At 71.5% G+C, this 17,979-nt stretch carries 18 protein-coding genes; 10 read left to right on the forward strand and 8 right to left on the reverse strand.

What is annotated here, in order from left to right:
• Positions 1-70: 70 nt before the first annotated feature.
• The 3 genes from LO763_RS06815 to LO763_RS06825 form a co-directional block, all read right to left on the reverse strand.
• Positions 71-1,129 (reverse strand): transposase, encoded by a 1,059-nt coding sequence (locus LO763_RS06815; RefSeq protein WP_230601208.1) that lies wholly within the window; start codon positions 1,127-1,129, stop codon positions 71-73.
• A 69-nt stretch (positions 1,130-1,198) separates the two neighbouring features.
• Positions 1,199-1,717 (reverse strand): hypothetical protein, encoded by a 519-nt coding sequence (locus LO763_RS06820; protein ID WP_230601209.1) that lies wholly within the window; start codon positions 1,715-1,717, stop codon positions 1,199-1,201.
• Positions 1,718-1,852: 135 nt separating this feature from the next.
• Entirely contained in the window at positions 1,853-2,191 is a 339-nt protein-coding gene (locus LO763_RS06825; RefSeq protein WP_230601210.1) for a hypothetical protein, read from the reverse strand.
• A gap of 513 nt (positions 2,192-2,704) precedes the next feature.
• Between LO763_RS06825 and LO763_RS06830 the strand changes: the two genes are divergently transcribed.
• Positions 2,705-4,351, forward strand: a complete 1,647-nt coding sequence (locus tag LO763_RS06830) for a DUF885 domain-containing protein (protein ID WP_230601211.1) — start codon at positions 2,705-2,707, stop codon at positions 4,349-4,351.
• Positions 4,352-4,556: 205 nt separating this feature from the next.
• On the opposite strand, the gene LO763_RS06835 is transcribed toward LO763_RS06830, so the two are convergent.
• Positions 4,557-5,519, reverse strand: coding sequence for a helix-turn-helix transcriptional regulator (locus tag LO763_RS06835; protein ID WP_230601212.1), 963 nt, complete (start codon positions 5,517-5,519; stop codon positions 4,557-4,559).
• Positions 5,520-5,582: 63 nt separating this feature from the next.
• Between LO763_RS06835 and LO763_RS06840 the strand changes: the two genes are divergently transcribed.
• The 3 genes from LO763_RS06840 (at position 5,583) to LO763_RS06850 (ending at position 9,120) form a co-directional block, all read left to right on the forward strand.
• Positions 5,583-6,725 carry an epoxide hydrolase family protein gene (locus LO763_RS06840; protein ID WP_230601213.1) on the forward strand — a complete coding sequence of 381 codons (1,143 nt, stop codon included), beginning with the start codon at positions 5,583-5,585 and terminating at the stop codon, positions 6,723-6,725.
• A gap of 99 nt (positions 6,726-6,824) precedes the next feature.
• Positions 6,825-7,379, forward strand: a complete 555-nt coding sequence (locus tag LO763_RS06845) for an EF-hand domain-containing protein (RefSeq protein ID WP_230601214.1) — start codon at positions 6,825-6,827, stop codon at positions 7,377-7,379.
• 16 nt (positions 7,380-7,395) lie between these two features.
• Positions 7,396-9,120 carry an acyl-CoA dehydrogenase family protein gene (locus LO763_RS06850; RefSeq protein ID WP_230601215.1) on the forward strand — a complete coding sequence of 575 codons (1,725 nt, stop codon included), beginning with the start codon at positions 7,396-7,398 and terminating at the stop codon, positions 9,118-9,120.
• 22 nt (positions 9,121-9,142) lie between these two features.
• On the opposite strand, the gene LO763_RS06855 is transcribed toward LO763_RS06850, so the two are convergent.
• Positions 9,143-9,964 (reverse strand): DUF1206 domain-containing protein, encoded by an 822-nt coding sequence (locus LO763_RS06855; protein ID WP_230601216.1) that lies wholly within the window; start codon positions 9,962-9,964, stop codon positions 9,143-9,145.
• A 133-nt stretch (positions 9,965-10,097) separates the two neighbouring features.
• Between LO763_RS06855 and LO763_RS06860 the strand changes: the two genes are divergently transcribed.
• From LO763_RS06860 to LO763_RS06870, 3 genes are all read left to right on the forward strand, one after another.
• Positions 10,098-10,607: a SigE family RNA polymerase sigma factor gene (locus LO763_RS06860; protein WP_230601217.1), complete on the forward strand. Its 510-nt coding sequence runs from the start codon at positions 10,098-10,100 to the stop codon at positions 10,605-10,607.
• Positions 10,604-11,953 carry a hypothetical protein gene (locus LO763_RS06865; protein ID WP_230601218.1) on the forward strand — a complete coding sequence of 450 codons (1,350 nt, stop codon included), beginning with the start codon at positions 10,604-10,606 and terminating at the stop codon, positions 11,951-11,953. Before LO763_RS06860 ends, LO763_RS06865 begins: the two co-directional genes overlap by 4 nt.
• A gap of 256 nt (positions 11,954-12,209) precedes the next feature.
• Positions 12,210-12,803 (forward strand): FmdB family zinc ribbon protein, encoded by a 594-nt coding sequence (locus LO763_RS06870; RefSeq protein ID WP_230601219.1) that lies wholly within the window; start codon positions 12,210-12,212, stop codon positions 12,801-12,803.
• Between the two features lie 303 nt (positions 12,804-13,106).
• Here LO763_RS06870 and LO763_RS06875 read toward each other — a convergent pair whose 3' ends face one another.
• On the reverse strand, positions 13,107-13,502 hold the full coding sequence (locus tag LO763_RS06875) for a RidA family protein (RefSeq protein ID WP_230601220.1): 396 nt from the start codon (positions 13,500-13,502) through the stop codon (positions 13,107-13,109).
• A gap of 129 nt (positions 13,503-13,631) precedes the next feature.
• On the opposite strand from LO763_RS06875, the gene LO763_RS06880 reads away from it, so the two are divergent.
• Entirely contained in the window at positions 13,632-14,603 is a 972-nt protein-coding gene (locus LO763_RS06880; RefSeq protein WP_230601221.1) for a helix-turn-helix transcriptional regulator, read from the forward strand.
• A 168-nt stretch (positions 14,604-14,771) separates the two neighbouring features.
• Positions 14,772-16,235, forward strand: a complete 1,464-nt coding sequence (locus tag LO763_RS06885; RefSeq protein WP_230601222.1) for a family 43 glycosylhydrolase — start codon at positions 14,772-14,774, stop codon at positions 16,233-16,235.
• A gap of 61 nt (positions 16,236-16,296) precedes the next feature.
• Here the strand turns inward: LO763_RS06885 and LO763_RS06890 are convergent, their stop codons facing one another.
• Together LO763_RS06890 and LO763_RS06895 are read right to left on the reverse strand one after the other, a co-directional pair.
• On the reverse strand, positions 16,297-16,563 hold the full coding sequence (locus tag LO763_RS06890; protein ID WP_230601223.1) for a hypothetical protein: 267 nt from the start codon (positions 16,561-16,563) through the stop codon (positions 16,297-16,299).
• A 95-nt stretch (positions 16,564-16,658) separates the two neighbouring features.
• On the reverse strand, positions 16,659-17,240 hold the full coding sequence (locus LO763_RS06895; RefSeq protein ID WP_230601224.1) for a TetR/AcrR family transcriptional regulator: 582 nt from the start codon (positions 17,238-17,240) through the stop codon (positions 16,659-16,661).
• A gap of 92 nt (positions 17,241-17,332) precedes the next feature.
• Here LO763_RS06895 and LO763_RS06900 point away from each other — a divergent pair, with 92 nt between their 5' ends.
• The gene (locus LO763_RS06900) at positions 17,333-17,974 is read left to right on the forward strand and encodes a PaaI family thioesterase (protein WP_230601225.1); all 642 of its coding nucleotides are present in this window, start codon (positions 17,333-17,335) and stop codon (positions 17,972-17,974) included.
• Positions 17,975-17,979 lie beyond the last annotated feature (5 nt).

Raw genomic sequence — 17,979 nt, forward strand, 5'->3', positions numbered from 1 at the left:
GCAGCGTCTCCCGATGCCGGCGCCCGCATGAGCGCTCCTCCCCCGCTACCGGGTTCAGGTGCGTGTGCTCCTACTTCAACGGCCGCGCCTCTTCGGTGCGGACGCCGGTGAACATCGAGAGGGCGACATAGGCATAGATCCAGGGTTCCCGACTCGCGCGAGCCTTCTGGATGATCGCTTTGCCCTGCTCGAGCGAGAGCGCCTTGCTCGGCCGTCCCTCGGTGCCGCTCGGCGCTTCCACCAGCTCGGCGACGGCGTAGCCGTGCTGCACTTCGCCGTCCGAGCTGATCGCCTCGACCCAGGCAGTCTCCGGGAGCTGGGCGATCGCGGTCTCCTCAGCGGATCGCATCGCCCAGCCGACCGTGTAGTAGAGGCGCTGGCGCCGACGGTTCAGGCCGGTGAAGTGCTCCAGCAGCGCTCGGCTGGCCCCGGCCCCGTCGATCCGGACCAGGATCTTGCGCCGCGCTTCGGCCGGGAGCTGCGCGAGGGCGGCGGTGAACACCTTGATGTGGTCGGCCGCGTCGTTCGCTCCGGCGTTCCCGGGCCGCAAGGCCATAGCCAGGCACTCCATAGTGTTGGCACACCAGGCCGCGAGCGGGTGGTGGCCCCAGGTGCCCTTGAACGTCCCGGCCGCGCCTTCTTTCCGTGTCGCGCAAGTGATGATCGTGGCGTCTATGTCGATCACGACCCAGCCGGTCAACGTTTTGCCCGCGATCTCGACCCAGGGGAATCCCTGCTCGGCGGAGGCCAGCAGCGTCCAGATGCGGGATCGGACTCGCGCCCGGCACCGGGCGAGGTGTCGGTGCGCTTTCGCGTCCAGCCCCGCGAGCAGGCGCCGCATGGTCGAGTCCGAACCACCGGACAAGCCCAGCGGGCGGTGATGCCAGGAGAGCCGTTCGGCGTCGGACAGGTTGGTCGCGCCCAGGGAGATCGCGACCGCCGACTGCACCAACACCGTCGAGCGGTCCAGCCAGCCCCGGGCCGCCGAGACCGGCAGTGCCGCCGCGAGCTCGCCGGTCAGTCCGACCCGGTCGGCGAGGCGGCGCAGCAGCACCACGCCCACATGCCCGACCAGGCCCTTGCCGTCAGCGGCCACGTCGAGCCGCCGGTCCCATCCGATGCGCTTCACCCGAAAGGTGCTCCTTCAACCCGCGTTCTTGTGTCTTCGGCGTGAGGCGGTCAGGCCGGTGGCGTTCGATCAGAAATCGCGACCAACGTCCAGCAGGCGAACGACTACGAGCAACCATGCACCGGCCACGACCCAGGGCAACCGGTCGATGTGCCCATCGAGAAGCCAAAGCGCGGCAAGCGTTCCGGTGGACAGTGCGGAGACCAATACCAGTTCCGTGATGATCCATTCGGTACGGATGTGAGCGCCATACGGGACCGCCAGCAAATAGAAGGCGATGGCGAACAGTATGGCGCTCACAATGAGCCAGGCAGGCCACCCCGTGGACTCCCCAGGTGATTGCAGTCCGAAATAGGCTATCGGTGCGATTACTGAAATGATGCCGAGTTCGGCGACCACCGCGAAATGCAGGCGCGCCGACCATCGATAACCGGGTCTCGTCCCGCCCCAATAAGCGTGGCAGAGAATGATGATCGCGCCGACCAGCCACCCGATCTGCACTACGAGAGGCAGCAAAGCGCTCAGTCGGTCGTCGAGGTTCCGGGCACCGAAGAACGCGGCCGCCGCCAATGCCGTGACGACGGTCAAGTAGATTGCAAGTCGTATCACTGGGGACTCCGTCTCAAGGGAACGTCTCTCTTCGATGCCGGCAATCTCGCATCGAAGTCCGCGCCCGAACGAACATGTCTATCATTCGCTCCGCGGGAGGGGTCCCGGCGTCGCTCAGGCGTCCAGGGGCGTGAGTTCCATGGCGCGCACGCAGTCCGGGTAGGTGACGCCTTCCAAGGCGATGACTTTGGCGCCTTCGACCGTGAACACGAGGATCCGCGTCCGCAGATCCGGTAGCGAGGAGAGGACGCCGACCTTGCCGTCCGCGAGCACGAGCTGCGCGCCGGTCGCCATGGCCGCGAAGGTCATCGCGCCGCCCGCGATCTGGGCCGCGGCGCGGATGATCTGGGCCGTCAGCGCCTTGCGGCGACGGGCGGTCGCCGATTCGGGCCGGGTGCGCCACTCGTAGTAGCCCGAGGTCGCGACTTGGAGCCGGCGGCACATGAAGGTCACGGGGAAGGCGTACCCCGGCGCAGGATCGGACCGCATGAGTTCGATGAGCTCACCTCAGTTATTCAGGGCTGCCTTCTCGGTGTCAGCGGCCACGCCGAGCCGCCGGTCCCATCCGATGCGCTTCACCCGAAAGGTGCTCCTTCAACCCGCGTTCTTGTGTCTTAAGCACACGCATTTTCGCAGGTGAACGGGCACCTTTCGCCGTCAGTTTCCATCAAGGACGTTGGGGCGCAGAATAACTGAGGTTAGTAAAGCCTCACAATAGATTACCTGGGTGAAATTACTCCGGTTTACACATAAAATCTCCTATTTCTGTCAATCTAGGTGAACCCACTCTCGGTTCGGCGTTCCAGGGAACCGGACCATGCCGTCCCGCGCCCTGGTAGGGGCGGCGCCCGTGAATCGAGAGGTCTTCCCTTTCACGGGCCGGGCCGGGAGATGCTAGTTTCACCCCGATGCAGCGGCGGACCCAGGAGGACCAGTGAACACGGCAAATACTCGGGCGGCCCGATCGTGACCCCGATCTTCGCGTTGTGCGACGAGTACGTCGAAACCATGGCTCGGCAGGACCCGGTGCTCGCCAAGACCGTCATCGACGTCACCGGAGACTTCGGCGTCGTCACCGACTACGGGCCCGACGCCGTGGCGGAACGCGCCGAGTCCCAGCGCGCCGTCCTGGCCCGGCTCGCCGCGCTCGAACCGGCGAACGACGCCGACCGACTGGCCGCCGCCCACCTGGCCGAGCGGTTGGAAGCGGAATTGGCCGAATACGACGCCGGGGAGTGGATGCGCCCGCTGATGGCCCCCTACGGCATGGTGTTCCACCTGCACGGCTACATCGACGCGGCCCCGCGCGGCTCTGAAGAGCAGTGGCGCCACCTCATCGACCGGCTGGCGGCCGTCCCGCGGATGTTCGACACTTTTCGCACCACATTGGACACCGGTATCGCCAGGGGCGTGGTCGCCGCGCGCCGCCAGGCGCTGGAGTGCGCGGCGCAGGCCCAGAATTACGCCGCCACCGCCACCTTCGACGCGGTGGTGGACGAGTACGGCGACGGCCCGCTGCGCGCCGAGCTGGAACGGGCCGCGGCCGCCGGGCACGCCGCCTACACCGAGTTGGCGCGCTACCTGCGCCATGACTACGCGCCGCACGCCGCCGAGGCCGACGCGGTGGGCGAGCAGCGATACCGCATCGCCGCTCGGCAGTTCCTCGGCGCGGACATCGACCTGCGAGACGCCTACGACTGGGGCTGGGAGGAACTGCACCGGCTGGAGGAGGAGATGGCCGCCGAGGCGAACGAGATCCTGCCCGGCGCCTCCGTCGACGAAGCCGTCGCGCACCTGAACGACACCGAGGTCGTGGACAGCGCCGACGCCTACCGCGACTGGCTCCAGGAGCGGCACGACACCGCGCTGGCGGCCCTGTCGGGAGTGCACTTCGACATCGACCCCAGGCTGATGCGGGTGGAGGTGAACCTGGCGTTCGGATCGGCGGCCGGATCGCCTTACTACACCGAGGCCAGCGAGGACCTGTCCCGCCCGGGCCGCACCTGGTGGCCGGTCGGCGGCCGCGAGCGGTTCGCCTTGTGGGGCGAGCAGACCACCGTCTTCCACGAGGCCGTGCCCGGACACCACCTGCAGACCGGTCAGACCAAGGTGGTCGGCGACTCGCTGTCCCGGTTCGCCAAGATCAGCTTCGTGTCCGGCCACGGCGAGGGCTGGGCGCTGTACGCCGAGCGGCTGGCCGACGAGCTGGGCTGGAACACCGCGCCCGGCACCCGGCTGGGGATGCTGAAGGCCTCGGCCATGCGGGCGGCCAGGGTGGTCATCGACCTCGGACTGCACTTGGAGCTGCCGCTGCCGCAGGCGGAAGCGCGGCGCCACGGTCCGCGGTGGAACTTCGAGGTCGCCTGCGACGTGCTGCGCACCCGCGGCCGGACGGCCGAGCACCGGGTCCACCCCGAGGTGGTCCGTTTCTGCGGCTGGCCCGGGCAGGCCATCTCGTACAAGCTGGGCGAGCGCGCTTGGATCGCCGCCCGCGCCGAGGCCGAGGCCCGCCGCGGCGCCGACTTCGACCTCAAGGCATGGCACACCGCCGCGCTCAACCTCGGCCCGGTCGGCCTGGCCACCATGGCCGACAGGCTGCGAGACATCGCCTGAGGCCAAGACACGGCCCGGCCGGCGTACAGCCGGCGTCACCTGCCGCCGCACCGAACCGCCGTCCCCGGAAGTAGCCAGACCGCCGAGGGGTGGGTCGCAACGGCGTCAATAACACCCCTGAGACGGTCAAGTGAAGCCCTGGCCTGCGTCGACGAGTTGTGGTGGCAGCCAGCAAGGTCCACCACTGGTCATTCGAGCGGCAGCGTCACGTCGTGGAGGCGCTGGCCGCCGCGCGGCGGCATCGGGCCGCGAGGCGGTCGAAGGCAGGTGCGAGTTCGTCGCCCTCGATCACCTCGATGTCGGCGTCGAGCTGCGCCAGCCGCAGAGCGAGCCGGTCCGGGTCGTCGGAGCCCAGCTCGAGGCGGCAGGTGGACTCGTCGACCGCTTCGACGTCGACGGGGATGAGGAGCTTCGCGGCGACCTCGGCGGCGGGGGCGTGCACGAGCACCCGGGCGCGGTACTTCCAGGCCGCCTTGACGACACGCCCGACGACGTACTCGACGGCGCTGTCCTCCTGGATCGCTCGCGGCCGGAACCGCACGCCCGTCGGGGCCCGCGGAACCATGCGGTCGACGCGGAAGACCCGCCAGTCGTCGCGGTCGAGATCCCACGCGAGCAGGTACCAGACCGACCCCCAGCTCACCAGTCGCTGCGGCTCGGTGTGGCGTGGCGCCTCACCGCCTCCGGGCTTCGTGTACCCGAACCGGAGCCGTTCGCGGCCGCGGATCGCGGCGGCGACCGCGCCGAGCACCGAGAGGTCGAGCGGCGGCGCAGCACCTGGAACGACGCTCATCGCCGCGCGTACCGCCTCGACACGCCGACGCAGGCGCGAGGGCAGCACCTGCTCCAGCTTCGCGAGCGCGGTGAGGGAGGTCGCTTCGACGCCGAGCCTCCAGGTCGCAACGGCTCCCAGTCCGACCGCGACGGCGACGGCCTCGTCGTCGTCGAGCAGCAGCGGGGGCATCGCCGCCCCGGCGGCCAGCCGGTACCCGCCCGCGACGCCGCGGCGCGCGTCCACGGGATAGCCGAGCGACCGCAGTTTTGCGACATCGGCGCGCACCGTCCGCGTGCTCACCTCGAGCCGGCCGGCGAGTTCGGCGCTCGTCCAGTCGCGCTTGAGCTGGAGCAGCGACAGCAGTTCGAGCAGGCGCGCCGAGGTTTCCAACATGCTCCCGATCATTCCAGGAATTGCGGAAGCTCACCTGCCGCATCACCTGGGAACGTGAACGCCATGAACGAGAACAAGGCACTCACACCGTTCCGCATCGACATCCCGCAGGCCGACGTCGACGACCTGCGCGACCGGCTGGCGCGCACGCGCTGGCCCATCCCCGTGCCGGGCCGAGACGATCGCGCCGACTTCAGCCGCGGCATCCCACTGGTGTACCTGAAGGAGCTCGCCGCGTACTGGCGCGACGAGTTCGACTGGCGTGCACAGGAGGCGAGGCTCAACGAGTACGAGCAGTGCACGACGGTCGTCGACGGCCAGACGTTCCATGTCGTCCACGCGCGATCGGCGAATCCGGAGGCCGTCCCGCTGATCCTGAACCACGGCTGGCCGAGCTCGTTCGTCGACTACCAGCGGCTCATCCCGCTGCTGACCGACGAGTTCCACGTGGTCGTCCCGTCGCTGCCCGGCTTCGGGTTCTCCACCCCGCTGTCGGGCACCGGCTGGGAGCTGGCGCGGACGGCGGAGGCGTGCGCCGAGATCATGACGCGTCTGGGCTACGAGCGGTTCGCGGTCCACGGCACCGACATCGGCACGGGCGTCACCGGTCGCCTCGCGGCGGTCCGTCCGGAGCGCGTCATCGGCACGCACCTCGGCAGCGACCGCCGGTGGCTCGGGCTGGTCGGCGACGTGTTCCCCTGCCCCGACGGCCTGTCCGGCGACGAGACCGCCCAGATCGAGGCGGCGCGCACCGAGGCCGCGGCCGAGCGCGGGTATCTCGCGATGCAGCACCACCGTCCCGACACGATCGGCCCGGCGCTCACCGACTCGCCGGTCGGCCAGCTCGCGTGGATCGCCGAGAAGTTCAAGACCGGGACCGGCGGCGCCTACCGGGCGCCGGACGAGACGGTCGACCGCGACCAGCTCCTCACGAACGTCAGCCTGTACTGGTTCACCCGCAGCGGCGCGTCGAGCGCGCAGTTCTACTACGAGTCCGAGCACGCCGGCCTCGAGATGGCGACGGCTTCCGAGGTGCCCTCCGGGTGGGCCGTGTTCGACGCCCATCCGCTCATGCGCCGCGTGTTCGATCCCTGGGGGGCCATCGGCCACTGGAGCGAGTTCACCGAGGGCGGCCACTTCCCCGCGATGGAGGAGCCGAAGCTGCTCGCGGACGACATCCGGGCCTTCTTCCGCGGCGTTTCCTGACCCCGCCGGGGCCGTGAAGGCGCGCCGGGCAGCGTCGTTTCCAGGCGGTGCCCGGCGTGTCCAACAAAACAGTCATTACTGCTTCTTTATGATTAAATCATGACAAATGCAACAGAGTTCGCGGTCAAGTACGCTTCGATGTTCAACCTGCTCGACACCGACGGCAGCGGTGACCTGTACGCGGCCGACATGGAGGCCCTCGGCGAGCGGCTCATCGCCGCGTTCGGCGACGCGGTCGACCCCGCCAAGGCCGCGACCGTCCGCGCCGGTTTCGTCGTCTACTGGGAGGGCCTGGCCGCGCAGATGGGCGGCGGCGAGGGCCCGTTCACCCGCGAGCAGTTCACCACTGCCGTCACCGCGGCCATCGGGGAGAGCGAGCAGGGCTTCGACGAGCTGATGCGGCCGCTGGCCGAGGCCGTCTTCGCCCTGATCGACGCGAACGGCAGCGGCGCGATCTCCCTCGACGAGTTCCGCCGGGCCGAAGCGGCGATGGGCGTGCGGAGCGAGGACAGCGAGCGCACCTTCGGGCTCATCGACACCGACGGCGACGGCGAGATCGACCGGCAGGAGCTGGTCGCGGCGGTCGGCGAGTACTACCAGGACCCGTCCGCCGACTCGCCGATGAGCGGGTTCTTCGGCGCCCTGAACCGCTAGAGGTCCCCGCCCGCGCATGGATGCCACGACCACCCTCGCTCCCACGGCCGTCACGGCGCTGCACGACGTGCTCTACCGGCCCGAGACCGCCCATCTGCACGAGCGGTGGCGCGACCTCGTCGGCACGGCCGAGTTCGCCTACCCGGAAGGGCGCTCCCACCAGGAGCGGGTACTGCGGTCCTACCGGCTGCTGCGCATCGTCAACGACAGCCTCGACGACGTGCCGGCGTTCGCCGCCGACGCCGAGCAGCTCACGATGATGCACGAGTGGACCGCCGGCGTGGACGGCGGCCTGACGGCGGTGGCGGGCATCCACTACAACCTGTTCCTCGGCAGCCTGCTGGACCTCGAATCCAGCAGGCGCCGGGACTTGAGCGACTTCACCGCCCTGCGGCGCACCGGCACGTTCCTATGCACCGAACGCGCGCACGGCAACGACGCGGCCCGCATGGAGACCACCGCGACCCGCGACCAGCACGGCTTCGTCCTCCACACCCCTCACGCCGGGGCGGCGAAGTTCATGCCCAACACCGGTCCGGCCGGCGGCCCCAAGTCCGGCCTGGTCGCGGCGAAGCTGATCATGGACGGCGAGGACTACGGGATCCACCTGTTCCTGACCCCGCTCCGGGACGCCGCCGGGCCGCGCCCCGGTGTGCGCGTCGAGCTCCTGCCCGAGACCTTCACCGGCGCCGTCGACCACTGCGCGACCGCCTTCGACCGGGTACGGCTCCCCCCTGAAGCGCTGATCGGCCCGCTGCCCGAGCGCCGGACGGTCGGCAGCGGCCGCCAGCGGTTCCTGCGGGCGATCGGGCGCGTCACCACCGGGAAGCTCTGCATGAGCGCCTGCGGCGTCGGCGCCGCCAAACTGGCGGTGGCCCGCGCCGTCCACTTCGCGCACCGGCGCCGGACCTCGGGCCTCGCCCCCGGCAGCTCGGTGACGCTGTTCGAGCACCGCGCCCACCAGACCCGCCTGCTGGACGCGCTCGCCACCACCTACGCGATCATCGCCTTGCACCGGCGGGCGGTCCGCGCCTGGACCGGCGCGACCGCATCGACCCGCGCCGAGGCCGAACGGCTCGTCGCCGTCGTCAAGGGCTGGACCACCTGGCACGGCAGGGCGGTCGTCATCGAGTGCCGGGAGCGCTGCGGCTCGCGCGGGGTGTTCCGCCTCAACGGGTTCGGCGACCCGATGGCGAATCTGGAGGGACCGGTCACCGCCGAGGGGGACAACCTGGTGGTCTGGAGCAAGGCCGCCGGAGAGCTCGTCCTCGGCCGGAGGGCGTACACCGACCGGACCGCCGTGGTGGACATGGACGACCCGGACCATCTCCAGGACCTCCTGGCCGCGGTCGAGGAGGGCTGGCACCGGCGCGCGGGCCGTCGGCTGCGCGACCGCGCCGCCCGCACGCCCCTGGAGCGGTGGAACAACGCGGTCAATCCAGCGCTCGAACTCGTCGACGCCCACGCCCGCCGCCTCGCCGGCGAGGCGCTGCTCGACATGGCCGAATCGGCGCGATCGCCCGAGGCGCAGGCGATGCTGCGCCTGGTGCACCGGCTGTTCGCCCTCCGGCAGGTCACCGCGCACGCGGGAACGCTCCTGGCCGCCGGCCGGCTGGCGGCCCCGGTCGTCGAGGACCTGCCCGACCGGTGCGACGCGGCCGTCCTCGAGCTCGCTCCGCACGCGCTGCCCCTGGTGGCGGCGTTCGGCGTCGACGGGACGCTCGAGCGCCCGCTGACCTGACCGCCCGTCGACGAGCGGCGGATCAGACCTTCCGGTACCTGGCCTGGAAGAAGCAGTAGACGCCGAAGCACGCGATGCCGAGGGCGATCAGTCCGAGGAGCCACGGGCCCCAGGCCGTCCCGGCCAGCGTCTTGAGCGCGGCGTCGAGGCCGCCGGCCTTCTCCGGGTCGTAGCCGACCGCCGCGGAGACGATGAGCACGCCGGAGACGCCGTACGCGACGCCCTTGCTCGTGTAGCCCGCCGTGCCGAGCCGCTCCACCGTCCGGCGCACCGACGGGCGCATCCGCCCGGTGTCCAGGTGCTTCTCGAACTTCTTCGTCAGCCCGTAGACCACCAGGCCGACGCCGACGCCGGCCACGACGACACCGGCCAGGCCGACCAGGAGGCGGCCCCCGCCGGAGTCCATCATGGAGGAGGCCGTGGACTGCTGGCTCTGGGACTGCGACGCGTTCGCGCCGCTGACCACCTTGTAGCCGAGGTAGGCGAAGTAGAGGTAGAGGACCGTGCGGCAGCCGGAGACGACGCGCTCGGCCATCGCGGTCCGGTCCTGGGGGCCGCTCTCCCCGATCACCGCCGCGAAGGCCTGCCAGACGGCCATCGCGGCCATGCCGATGATGATGCCGACGACCAGGAGCTCGCCGGCCGGCTGCTGCGCGAGGGTCTTCAGGGCGCCGGACTGGTCGGTCTCGCTCGACGAGTCGCCGAAGGCGACCTGCAAGGCCAGCCACGCGAACAGCAGGTGGATGACGCCGTAGGCGACGAAGCCGCCGCGAGCGAGGATTTCCAGGGGTCTGCTGTCGGCCGCGCGGGAGGCGGTGGTGCGGACATTATGGATGGAGGACATGCCGCCATGGGTTACCGATGGCGACGAGCCTCAAACGCAAGGGCCCCGATCGCGGATCGGAGAGGGACGCGATGCAACCCGCGGCGGTCCCGGTTTCGTAGAAACGGGGACAGAGACACGACGAGAGGCCCCCATGACCCCACAGCAGGAACGCGAATTCCGCGAGTACGTCCAGGCGCGCCGGCCGGGCCTGGTCCGAACCGCGTACCTCATGTGCGGCGATTGGCACCGGGCCGAGGACGTCGTGCAGAGCTCGCTGGTCAAGCTCTACGCGGCGTGGTCGAAGACCAGGCTGGAAACGGCCGACGCCTACACGCGGCGGATCGTCACCAACACCTTGATCGACGAGTCCCGGCGCGGCTGGTTCCGCCGTGAGCGCTCCTATGCGGAACTGCCCGAAGGCGTCGCCGACGGGGGTGCTCCCGAGGAGCGCCTCACCGCCGTCGCCGCTCTCGCCCAGCTGCCTCCCAGGCAGCGGGCCACCCTCGTCCTCCGCTTCTGGGAGGACCTGCCGGTCGCTGAAACGGCGCGGATCATGCGCTGTTCGGCCGGCACCATCAAGAGCCAGACCGCGCGGGGGCTGCAGACGCTGCGCGACCTGTATGAGAATTCGAATCTCACAGGCCAAGGAGCCGAATCATGAACCCAGACGACGTGCGCGGGTTGTTCGACGAAGCGCTCGACGGAGCCGATCCGGTCCCCAACTCGGGCACCGATGACATCGTGGCCGCAGGGAGGCGCCGGGTGCGGCGCCGACGCGCGGCGATCGGGACCGGTGCGATGGCGGGGGTCGCGGCGCTCGCCGCGGCCGTGGCGATCCCGTTGGCGCTCTCGGGCGGGTCGGCCCCGTTCGACGCCGCCGGGCCGGGCGGCCGAGAAGAGGAGGCGGTCCCGGGCGCGAACTCGTGCGAGGCCCCCGACGACCAGAGCGACGAGCAGCTGGCCGTCGCAGCGATGTACGACCAGGCGCTGGGCACGGCGGTGACCGCGATCGGCGGGAGCCTCGGCGGCTACTGCGCCGAGACCGGGCCCGAATACGGCGGCTTCTACTTCGACGCCGAGGCCGACGGCTACCGCTACGAGGAGGCCGCGATCTTCCTCGAATCCGGCGATCACGCGATCCTGCGGGTGGACGTCCTGGAGCCGGACGGCACCGAGGCCTCGGCCCGCATGGAGGGCCTCGCCGACTGCGGCGGCCCGGACGTGCAGTGCACCTGGGACCTGGGCGAGAACGAGGAGGGCCCGCAGATGCTGCTGGTCGAGGAGACCCGCACGCTGATCGCGGACGAGCAGGAGCGTCCCGAGGGCGATCGGGTTCCGGTGCGGGCCGCCCTGCTCGAGCGCGAAGACGGCGTCATCGTCCACGTCGAGCTCGAAGAGGCGCTCAGGACGGGCGAACTCAGCACCACGCCTCAGCAGCTCGCCGATGTCGCGCGGGCGATCCCGGTCGGCGAGGAGGCCCCGGAGTACGAAGAGGACGATACCGGGAGCTACACGCTGCCCGACGACGCCGACCTGGCCCAGGCTCTCGTCGACGGCATCGCCGAGCAGTTCCCCGGCGCCGCGGTCCCTTCGGCCGCCGACGTCGAGTTCACCGCGCAGGAGCAGACCGAGGCCTACGGCGAGGGCTACTACTACGGCAACGACGGCACCCGGATCGCCTACGCCGACGCGACGGTCGACGGCGAGCAGGTCAGGTTCTTCCTGCAGGTGACCCCGCTCGAGTCCGCCGGCGACGGCGGCGCGTCGCAGGAGGCGGCGGAGCACTACGCGAACTGCGCCTACTTCGAGTGCGAGTACTCGCCGCTGGACGACTCGACCGCCCTGGTGCACCGCACCTCGGTGGACGTCCGCCCGGGCCCGGCCTCGATCGAGCACCGCGCGGCCGACGGCTGGGTGGTGGGCGTGGGAGCCGAATCGCTGGGCTCGACCGAAGCCCCCTCGATCGACTTCGAGGCGCTCGACGCGATCGTGGGCTCCCTCCGCTGACCACCTGAGAACCGAACGGGCCCCGCCATCGGCAGGGCCCGTTCGGTTCGGCGATCGTGAGGCGGCGCTCCTCTCTGGGCTACCGAGCGGCTGATCGGGCCGGTGCCGCGGCCCGCGCGGTCGACCGGCAGTCGGCGCGCACGTCCGCCGGGGGGAACCGCTCGGCCACTCGCCGCCACGGTCTGGGGCCGGGACCCCTCCCGCGGCTTCCGGACTAGTTTCGACGCACCTGTCAGACCCTCCCCGAGGAGAGCACATGGGCTGGTTCAAGAAGCGCCGCTCCGATGCCGCCGCGCCGATCGTCTTCGCGACCCGCGCCGAAGCCGAAGCGGCCGAGGCGAAGCAGGCCGCGGCCGGGCTGGAGCCCGGGTACGGGAGGCTGCGCAACGCCAGCGGCACCTACTACGTGTTCCGCGGCAGCGACACCGAGAAGGCCAAGCAGTACCTGCGCGACGAGGTCAACGTGACCCGCGAACTGACCTATTACGTGGTCGAGACCCCGAACGGCAACTGGGGCAAGGATATCGATGGCCTGTACCTAGAGAACCTGCTCCCGTGGCAACGGAACGCCGCCGCTGCCGAGCACCAGGGCCACATCATCGGCGTGCTGACCGGCGCGACCGGCTTCGTCGCCATCGACGACGGCGGCGGCGACAACTTCATCGTCTGCGTGCGCTGCGGCGACTGCGGGCACGAATGGGAGGACGGCGTGCGGTACCAGAATTCCACCGCGGTCAGATGCCCCTCCTGCGCCGCCCTGAACAGCGTCGACAGCAGGCGCATCAGCTACAAGCGCTACAGCGACGGCGTGACCATCTCTTACGAGATCCGACCCGACGGCACCATCTAGCCCGCAGCGCGGGAGCGCTCACCGGGTTCCAGGAGGGCTTCCCTCCGGTCAGCGGAGCCTCGAACGCGCCGATCGAGATCGGCCGTCGAGGCGCCGGCGACGTTCCGGTTCCGCTCACCGGAGGGGACCGGCTGCGGTTCGGTTGAGTCCGTCAGCCGCCGCCTGGCCGCCGCCCGCGGGGGCTCATCCGCAGACGGCGGCGCCTCCAGGCGATGGCGGCGTGAGGGCAGTCGCCGTGGTTCGCCATGGCGCGCAGGCCCCTTCGCCGCCCGCGCCGGTGCGGGCGGCGAAGGGGCGGCCGCGTCAGGCGACCGCGGTCCCCTCGAGTTCGACCATCTGGCCCGGGACCGCCAGCCGCGTCACCCCGAGCATCGTGGTGGCCGGCGCGGCCCCGGCGGCGCCCAGCCGCGACGCCAGCACGCCGTAGTGCGGGAACAGCAGGTCGACATCGGTGGTGTAGACGTTGAGCCGGACGAGGCTCGCGAGGGACATGCCGGCCTCGCCGAGGACGGCCTCCAGGTTGTCGAGGCTCAGCGCCAGCTGCGCCGCCATGTCACCCTCGTGCTCGGGCCCGCCCTCGGCGCTCATCGCGGTCTGCCCGGAGCAGTACAGGGTCCGGGTGTGCCCGGAGACCAGTTCACCCTGGTTGAACCCCATCTCCAGCGACCACGTGACCGGGTTGACCGCCGTTCGTTCCATTGCCACATCGGCTCCATTCGTTGCGGTTGAGCGCGCCGGCCGGCCCGGTGGCCGGTCTTCGGCGTCGCGACGGCAAGCCTCGCAACCAATCACGACACCTCATGTCAGGTATTCCGGTAGAGTTTCCGGATGCGCGCCGATCGATTGGTCTCGCTGGTCCTGCTGCTGCGCCAGCGCGGTCGGCTGACCGCGGAGGCGCTGGCCCGCGAACTGGAGGTGTCCACCCGCACGGTGCTGCGCGACATCGAGGCGCTGTCCGCGGCGGGGGTCCCGGTCTACGCCGAGCGCGGCCGGCACGGCGGTTTCGCGCTGCTGCCAGGGTTCCGGACCGAGCTCACGGGGCTGAACCGCGACGAGGCCCTGGCCCTGCTGACCGCCGGGCGCGGCGAGCAGGCGTTCGGCCTCGGCCCGGCGCTCGCCTCGGCCATGCGCAAGGTGGTGGACGCGCTGCCCGAGGGCCATCGGACCACTGTGGACGACGCGGCCCGGCGGTTCCTCGTCGAGCCGGAGACCGACCTGCTCTCGCGACGATCGTCCGCTGAGGACATTCCTCGGGGCGTGATGGCCGAGGTCCGGCGCGCAGTGCTCGCCGGACACCGGCTGCGCCTCCACTACGCGGCCGCGGACCAGGCGCCGCAGTGGCGCACGGTGGACCCGATCGGCCTGGTCACCGTCCGCGACCGGGTCTACCTGCTGGCCACGAGGTCCGGCGCGGACCGCACCTACCGGCTGTCGCGGGCACTGGCCGCCGAGGCGCTCACCGAGCGGGCCCGGCGGCCGGACAAGGTCGACCTGGACCGGATCTGGCGGGAGCGCACCGCGCGGTTCCTGGCCGAGGACCATCTCGCCGTGCTGGTACGGGTGGACCCGGAGCGGCGCGAGGAGCTGCTGGACGCCGCGGTGGCCGTGCGGGCGGAGGAGCCCGACGCGGACGGGCGGCTGCGGTTGGAGGTGTCCTTCCAGGACGCGCGGCACGCCGAATGGGCGCTGTGGCGGCTGGGCGCCGACGCCGAGGTCCTCGCCCCGCCGTCGCTGCGGGCCGCCTTGCGCGGCCGCGCCGAGGCGGTGGCCGCCCTGTACCGCGCGCCGTCGGGAGCGTGAGCGGGCGTCCGCCCGCGGGAGATCAGGGTTCGCGGCGGCTTTTGGTTTCAGGTATTTCGATGTGTTGACTTGTTCGCCGACTTGATGTTAGCGTGAACATCCCTGGTGGCCACCAGCTCCCCGCGCCGTGCACGCCGTCGCGGCGCCCCCACCCTCACAGGAGCCGCCATGCCGACCGCCCATCCCCGAACCGCCCTGCGAAGAGCCGCGGTGCTCCTCGCCGTCACGGTCCTCGCCGTGGCCGCCCACGTCTTCACCGGCGCCGAGCGCGCCGAGGCGGCGCCCGGCCCCTCGTTCACCAACCCCGCCGTGGACGTGCCCCACAGCGCCGACCCGACCCTCGTGCAGCACAACGGGTTCTACTACTACGTGGCGACCACCTGGTCGTCGCAGGTGGTCATGCGGAAGTCCCCGACCATCGCCGGACTGAACACCGCCCCCGAGCACGTCGTGGTGAGCACCGGCGGCAGCACGATGTGGGCCCCGCACCTGGAGCTCGTCGACGGCCGCTGGTACCTGTACTACTCGGTCGAGCAGAGCGGCGGGCCCCGCCGCACCCACGTCGCCCAGAGCTCCGGGTCGGACCCCCTGGGCCCCTACACCGTCCGGGGCATCCTGGACCTGATGCCGAACCAGGGCTGGGCGATCGACGCCGCCCCGCTGCGCCTGGACGGCGACCTGTACATGACCTTCTCCGCCTTCCACGCCGACGGCCTCCAGTCGCTCTACATCGCACCGATGTCGAACCCGTGGACGGCCGCGGCGCACGGCACCCGGATCTCGGCCCCGACCCTGTCGTGGGAGACCCAGAACGGGGCGGTGAACGAGGGCTCGTTCGCCCTCCAGCGGAACGGGCGCACCTTCCTGACCTACTCGGCGAGCCACTGCCAGGGGCCGAACTACAAGATCGGGACGCTCGAGTACACCGGGGGCGACCCGCTCCAGATGGGCTCGTGGACCAAGCACTCGTCGCCGCTGTTCCAGCGCAACGACGCCGCGGGCGTGTACGGGCCGGGGCACCACTCGTTCTTCACCTCGCCGGACGGCACCGAGACGTGGATCGCCTACCACGCCAACGACTCGGCCTCCGACGGCTGCGGGACGACGCGCACCACGCGGGTGCAGAGGATCTCCTGGAACGCCGACGGCACCCCGGACCTCGGCGTCCCGGTCTCGACCGCGACGCTGCTCCAGGGGCCCTCGGGCGAGACCGGCCCGGGGACGGTGCAGCTGCGCAACCGGCACAGCGGCCTGTGCCTCGACGACTACGAGTTCGGGACCGAGCCGGGCGCCGAAGTGCGGCAGTGGACCTGCAACGGCGAGGCCGTCCAGGACTGGTACCTCCACGACCTGGGCAACGGCTACCACGCCATCGGCAACGTCTACAGCAACCTCTGCCTGGACGACTACGAGTTCGGGACCGAGCCGGGCGCCGAGGTGCGGCAGTGGACGTGCAACGGCCTGGACGTCCAGCAGTGGGAGGTCGTGGACGCCGGAGGCGGCTACGTCAACCTGGTCAACCGGCACAGCGGGCTGTGCCTGGACGACTACGAGTGGGGCACCCGACCCGGGGCCGAGGTGCGGCAGTGGACCTGCCTGGACAACGCCGCCCAGCAGTGGCAGCTCGCCTAGGGGCGGATGCGGAGCGGTGAGGGGCCGCCGGCGGCGCGAGGCGCGGCCGGCGGCCCCGGTCTCAGGCGCCTTCGGCCGGAGCGGCCGTCGAGCGCGGCCGGGCCGCGAGCGACTGCTCCTCGAACCTGGCCGCGAGCAGCGACTTCGCGCGTTCGGCGCGGGAGCGGTCCTGCTCCTGGAGCTCCGCGAAGAACCCGGCGGCGTCCTCGTCGCCGTGCTCCTTCGCGTCGTCGATGTACTGCTGGATCGTCGCGGCCTCCTGGAGCGTGTGGTAGAGGACGCTGACGAGGTCGTACGACACGTCGCGGGTGCCGGTCTGCTGGTGCATGGGATCCCCCTGTATCGGTCGAGGCCGCGCCGAGGCGGCTTCCGGGCGGGGATTCCCCGAATCGGGGGCGCGAACCGCCCGCCCCGGGGGCGCCGTCAGGACTCGACGGCGGCGGCGATGATCGCGTCGAGCTGCGCGGCGACCCGGTCGAGGGGCGCGGTGTCGCGCTGCGCCCGGCACATCGCCACGGTGCCCTCGACGGAGGCCACGATGAGCGTGGCGACCTGGTCGGCCCGGTCGCCGCCGAGGCCGTGCGCCCGGAGGGAGTCGGCGAGCAGCCGCTCCCACTCGGCGAAGACCTCGGCGGCGGCGAGGACGGCTTCGGGCACCACGCCGGGCGGGGGCTCCTCGACGGCGACCGCGAGCACCGGGCAGCCGGCGCGGAAGTCGGTGCCGACCACGATGCCGCGCCACAGCGCGAGGAACGCGGCCACGCCCTCGCGCGGACCGGCCCGGAGTTCCTTCCGCAGGCTCCGCGCGACGCTCTCGCCCGCGAAGCGCACCGCCTCGGTCGCCAACTGGCCCTTGCCGCTCGGGAAGTAGTGGTAGGTCGAGCCCAGGGGCGCGTCCGCGTGCTTGGCGAGCTCGCGGATGCTGGTGGCGTTCAGGCCGCGGCGGCTGATCATGTCGGCCGCGCCGGCCACGATCCGCTCGCGGGGCGCCGCTGGCGTCTGCATCCGAGACCTCCTTGGGTTATGACGACTGTGATAGCCTACGCGAGCCGTGGCTATAACGGGTGTCATATCGCAGGCGACCGCAGAGGAGCACCATGACCACCGACGCATCGGACCTTCGCGAGGCCGCCGCCGCCCTCGGCGGCGGGCTGCGGCGCCTGACCGAGGCCGCCGTCCGGTCCACGGCCGGGCCCGCGGAGCTGCACGCCCTCGCGGAGCGGGCGGAGAAGCTCGCCGCGGAGCTCGAGGCGGCGGGGCAGCGCCCGCTCGGGTCCATCCCGGACCTCGACGACCTGCGCGTCGGGCGGCGCGCCTACAGCCCCGTGACCGGCGTCGGCCATCCCGGCGCTCCCCCGGTCGCGGTGGTGCGCGGCGAGGACGGCGTCAGCGGCCGCTTCCGGCTGGGGTCCGCGCACGAGGGGCCGCCCGGGTTCGCCCACGGCGGCGTCACCGCGCTGATCCTCGACGAGCTCATGGGCTGGGCCGCGCGCACCACCGGCCGCCCGTCGATGACGGTGGACCTCAGGTTCGCCTACCGCGCCCCGGTGCCGCTCGACGCGCCCCTCACGGCCGCGGCCGAAGTGGTCGAGCGGGAGGGCCGCTCGATCCGCGTCCGCGGCCGCGTGACCGCCGACGCCCGGCCCGGCAGGGCGCTCGTGGAGGCCGAGGGCCGGTTCGTCACCCCGGAGCCGGAGCAGATCAGCGCCCTCTTCCCCGGCATGGAGCACCTGCTGTGAACGGG

Source organism: Glycomyces amatae (assembly GCF_020991375.1).
In the GTDB taxonomy this organism is placed as follows: Bacteria; Actinomycetota; Actinomycetes; order Mycobacteriales; family Micromonosporaceae; genus Glycomyces; species Glycomyces amatae.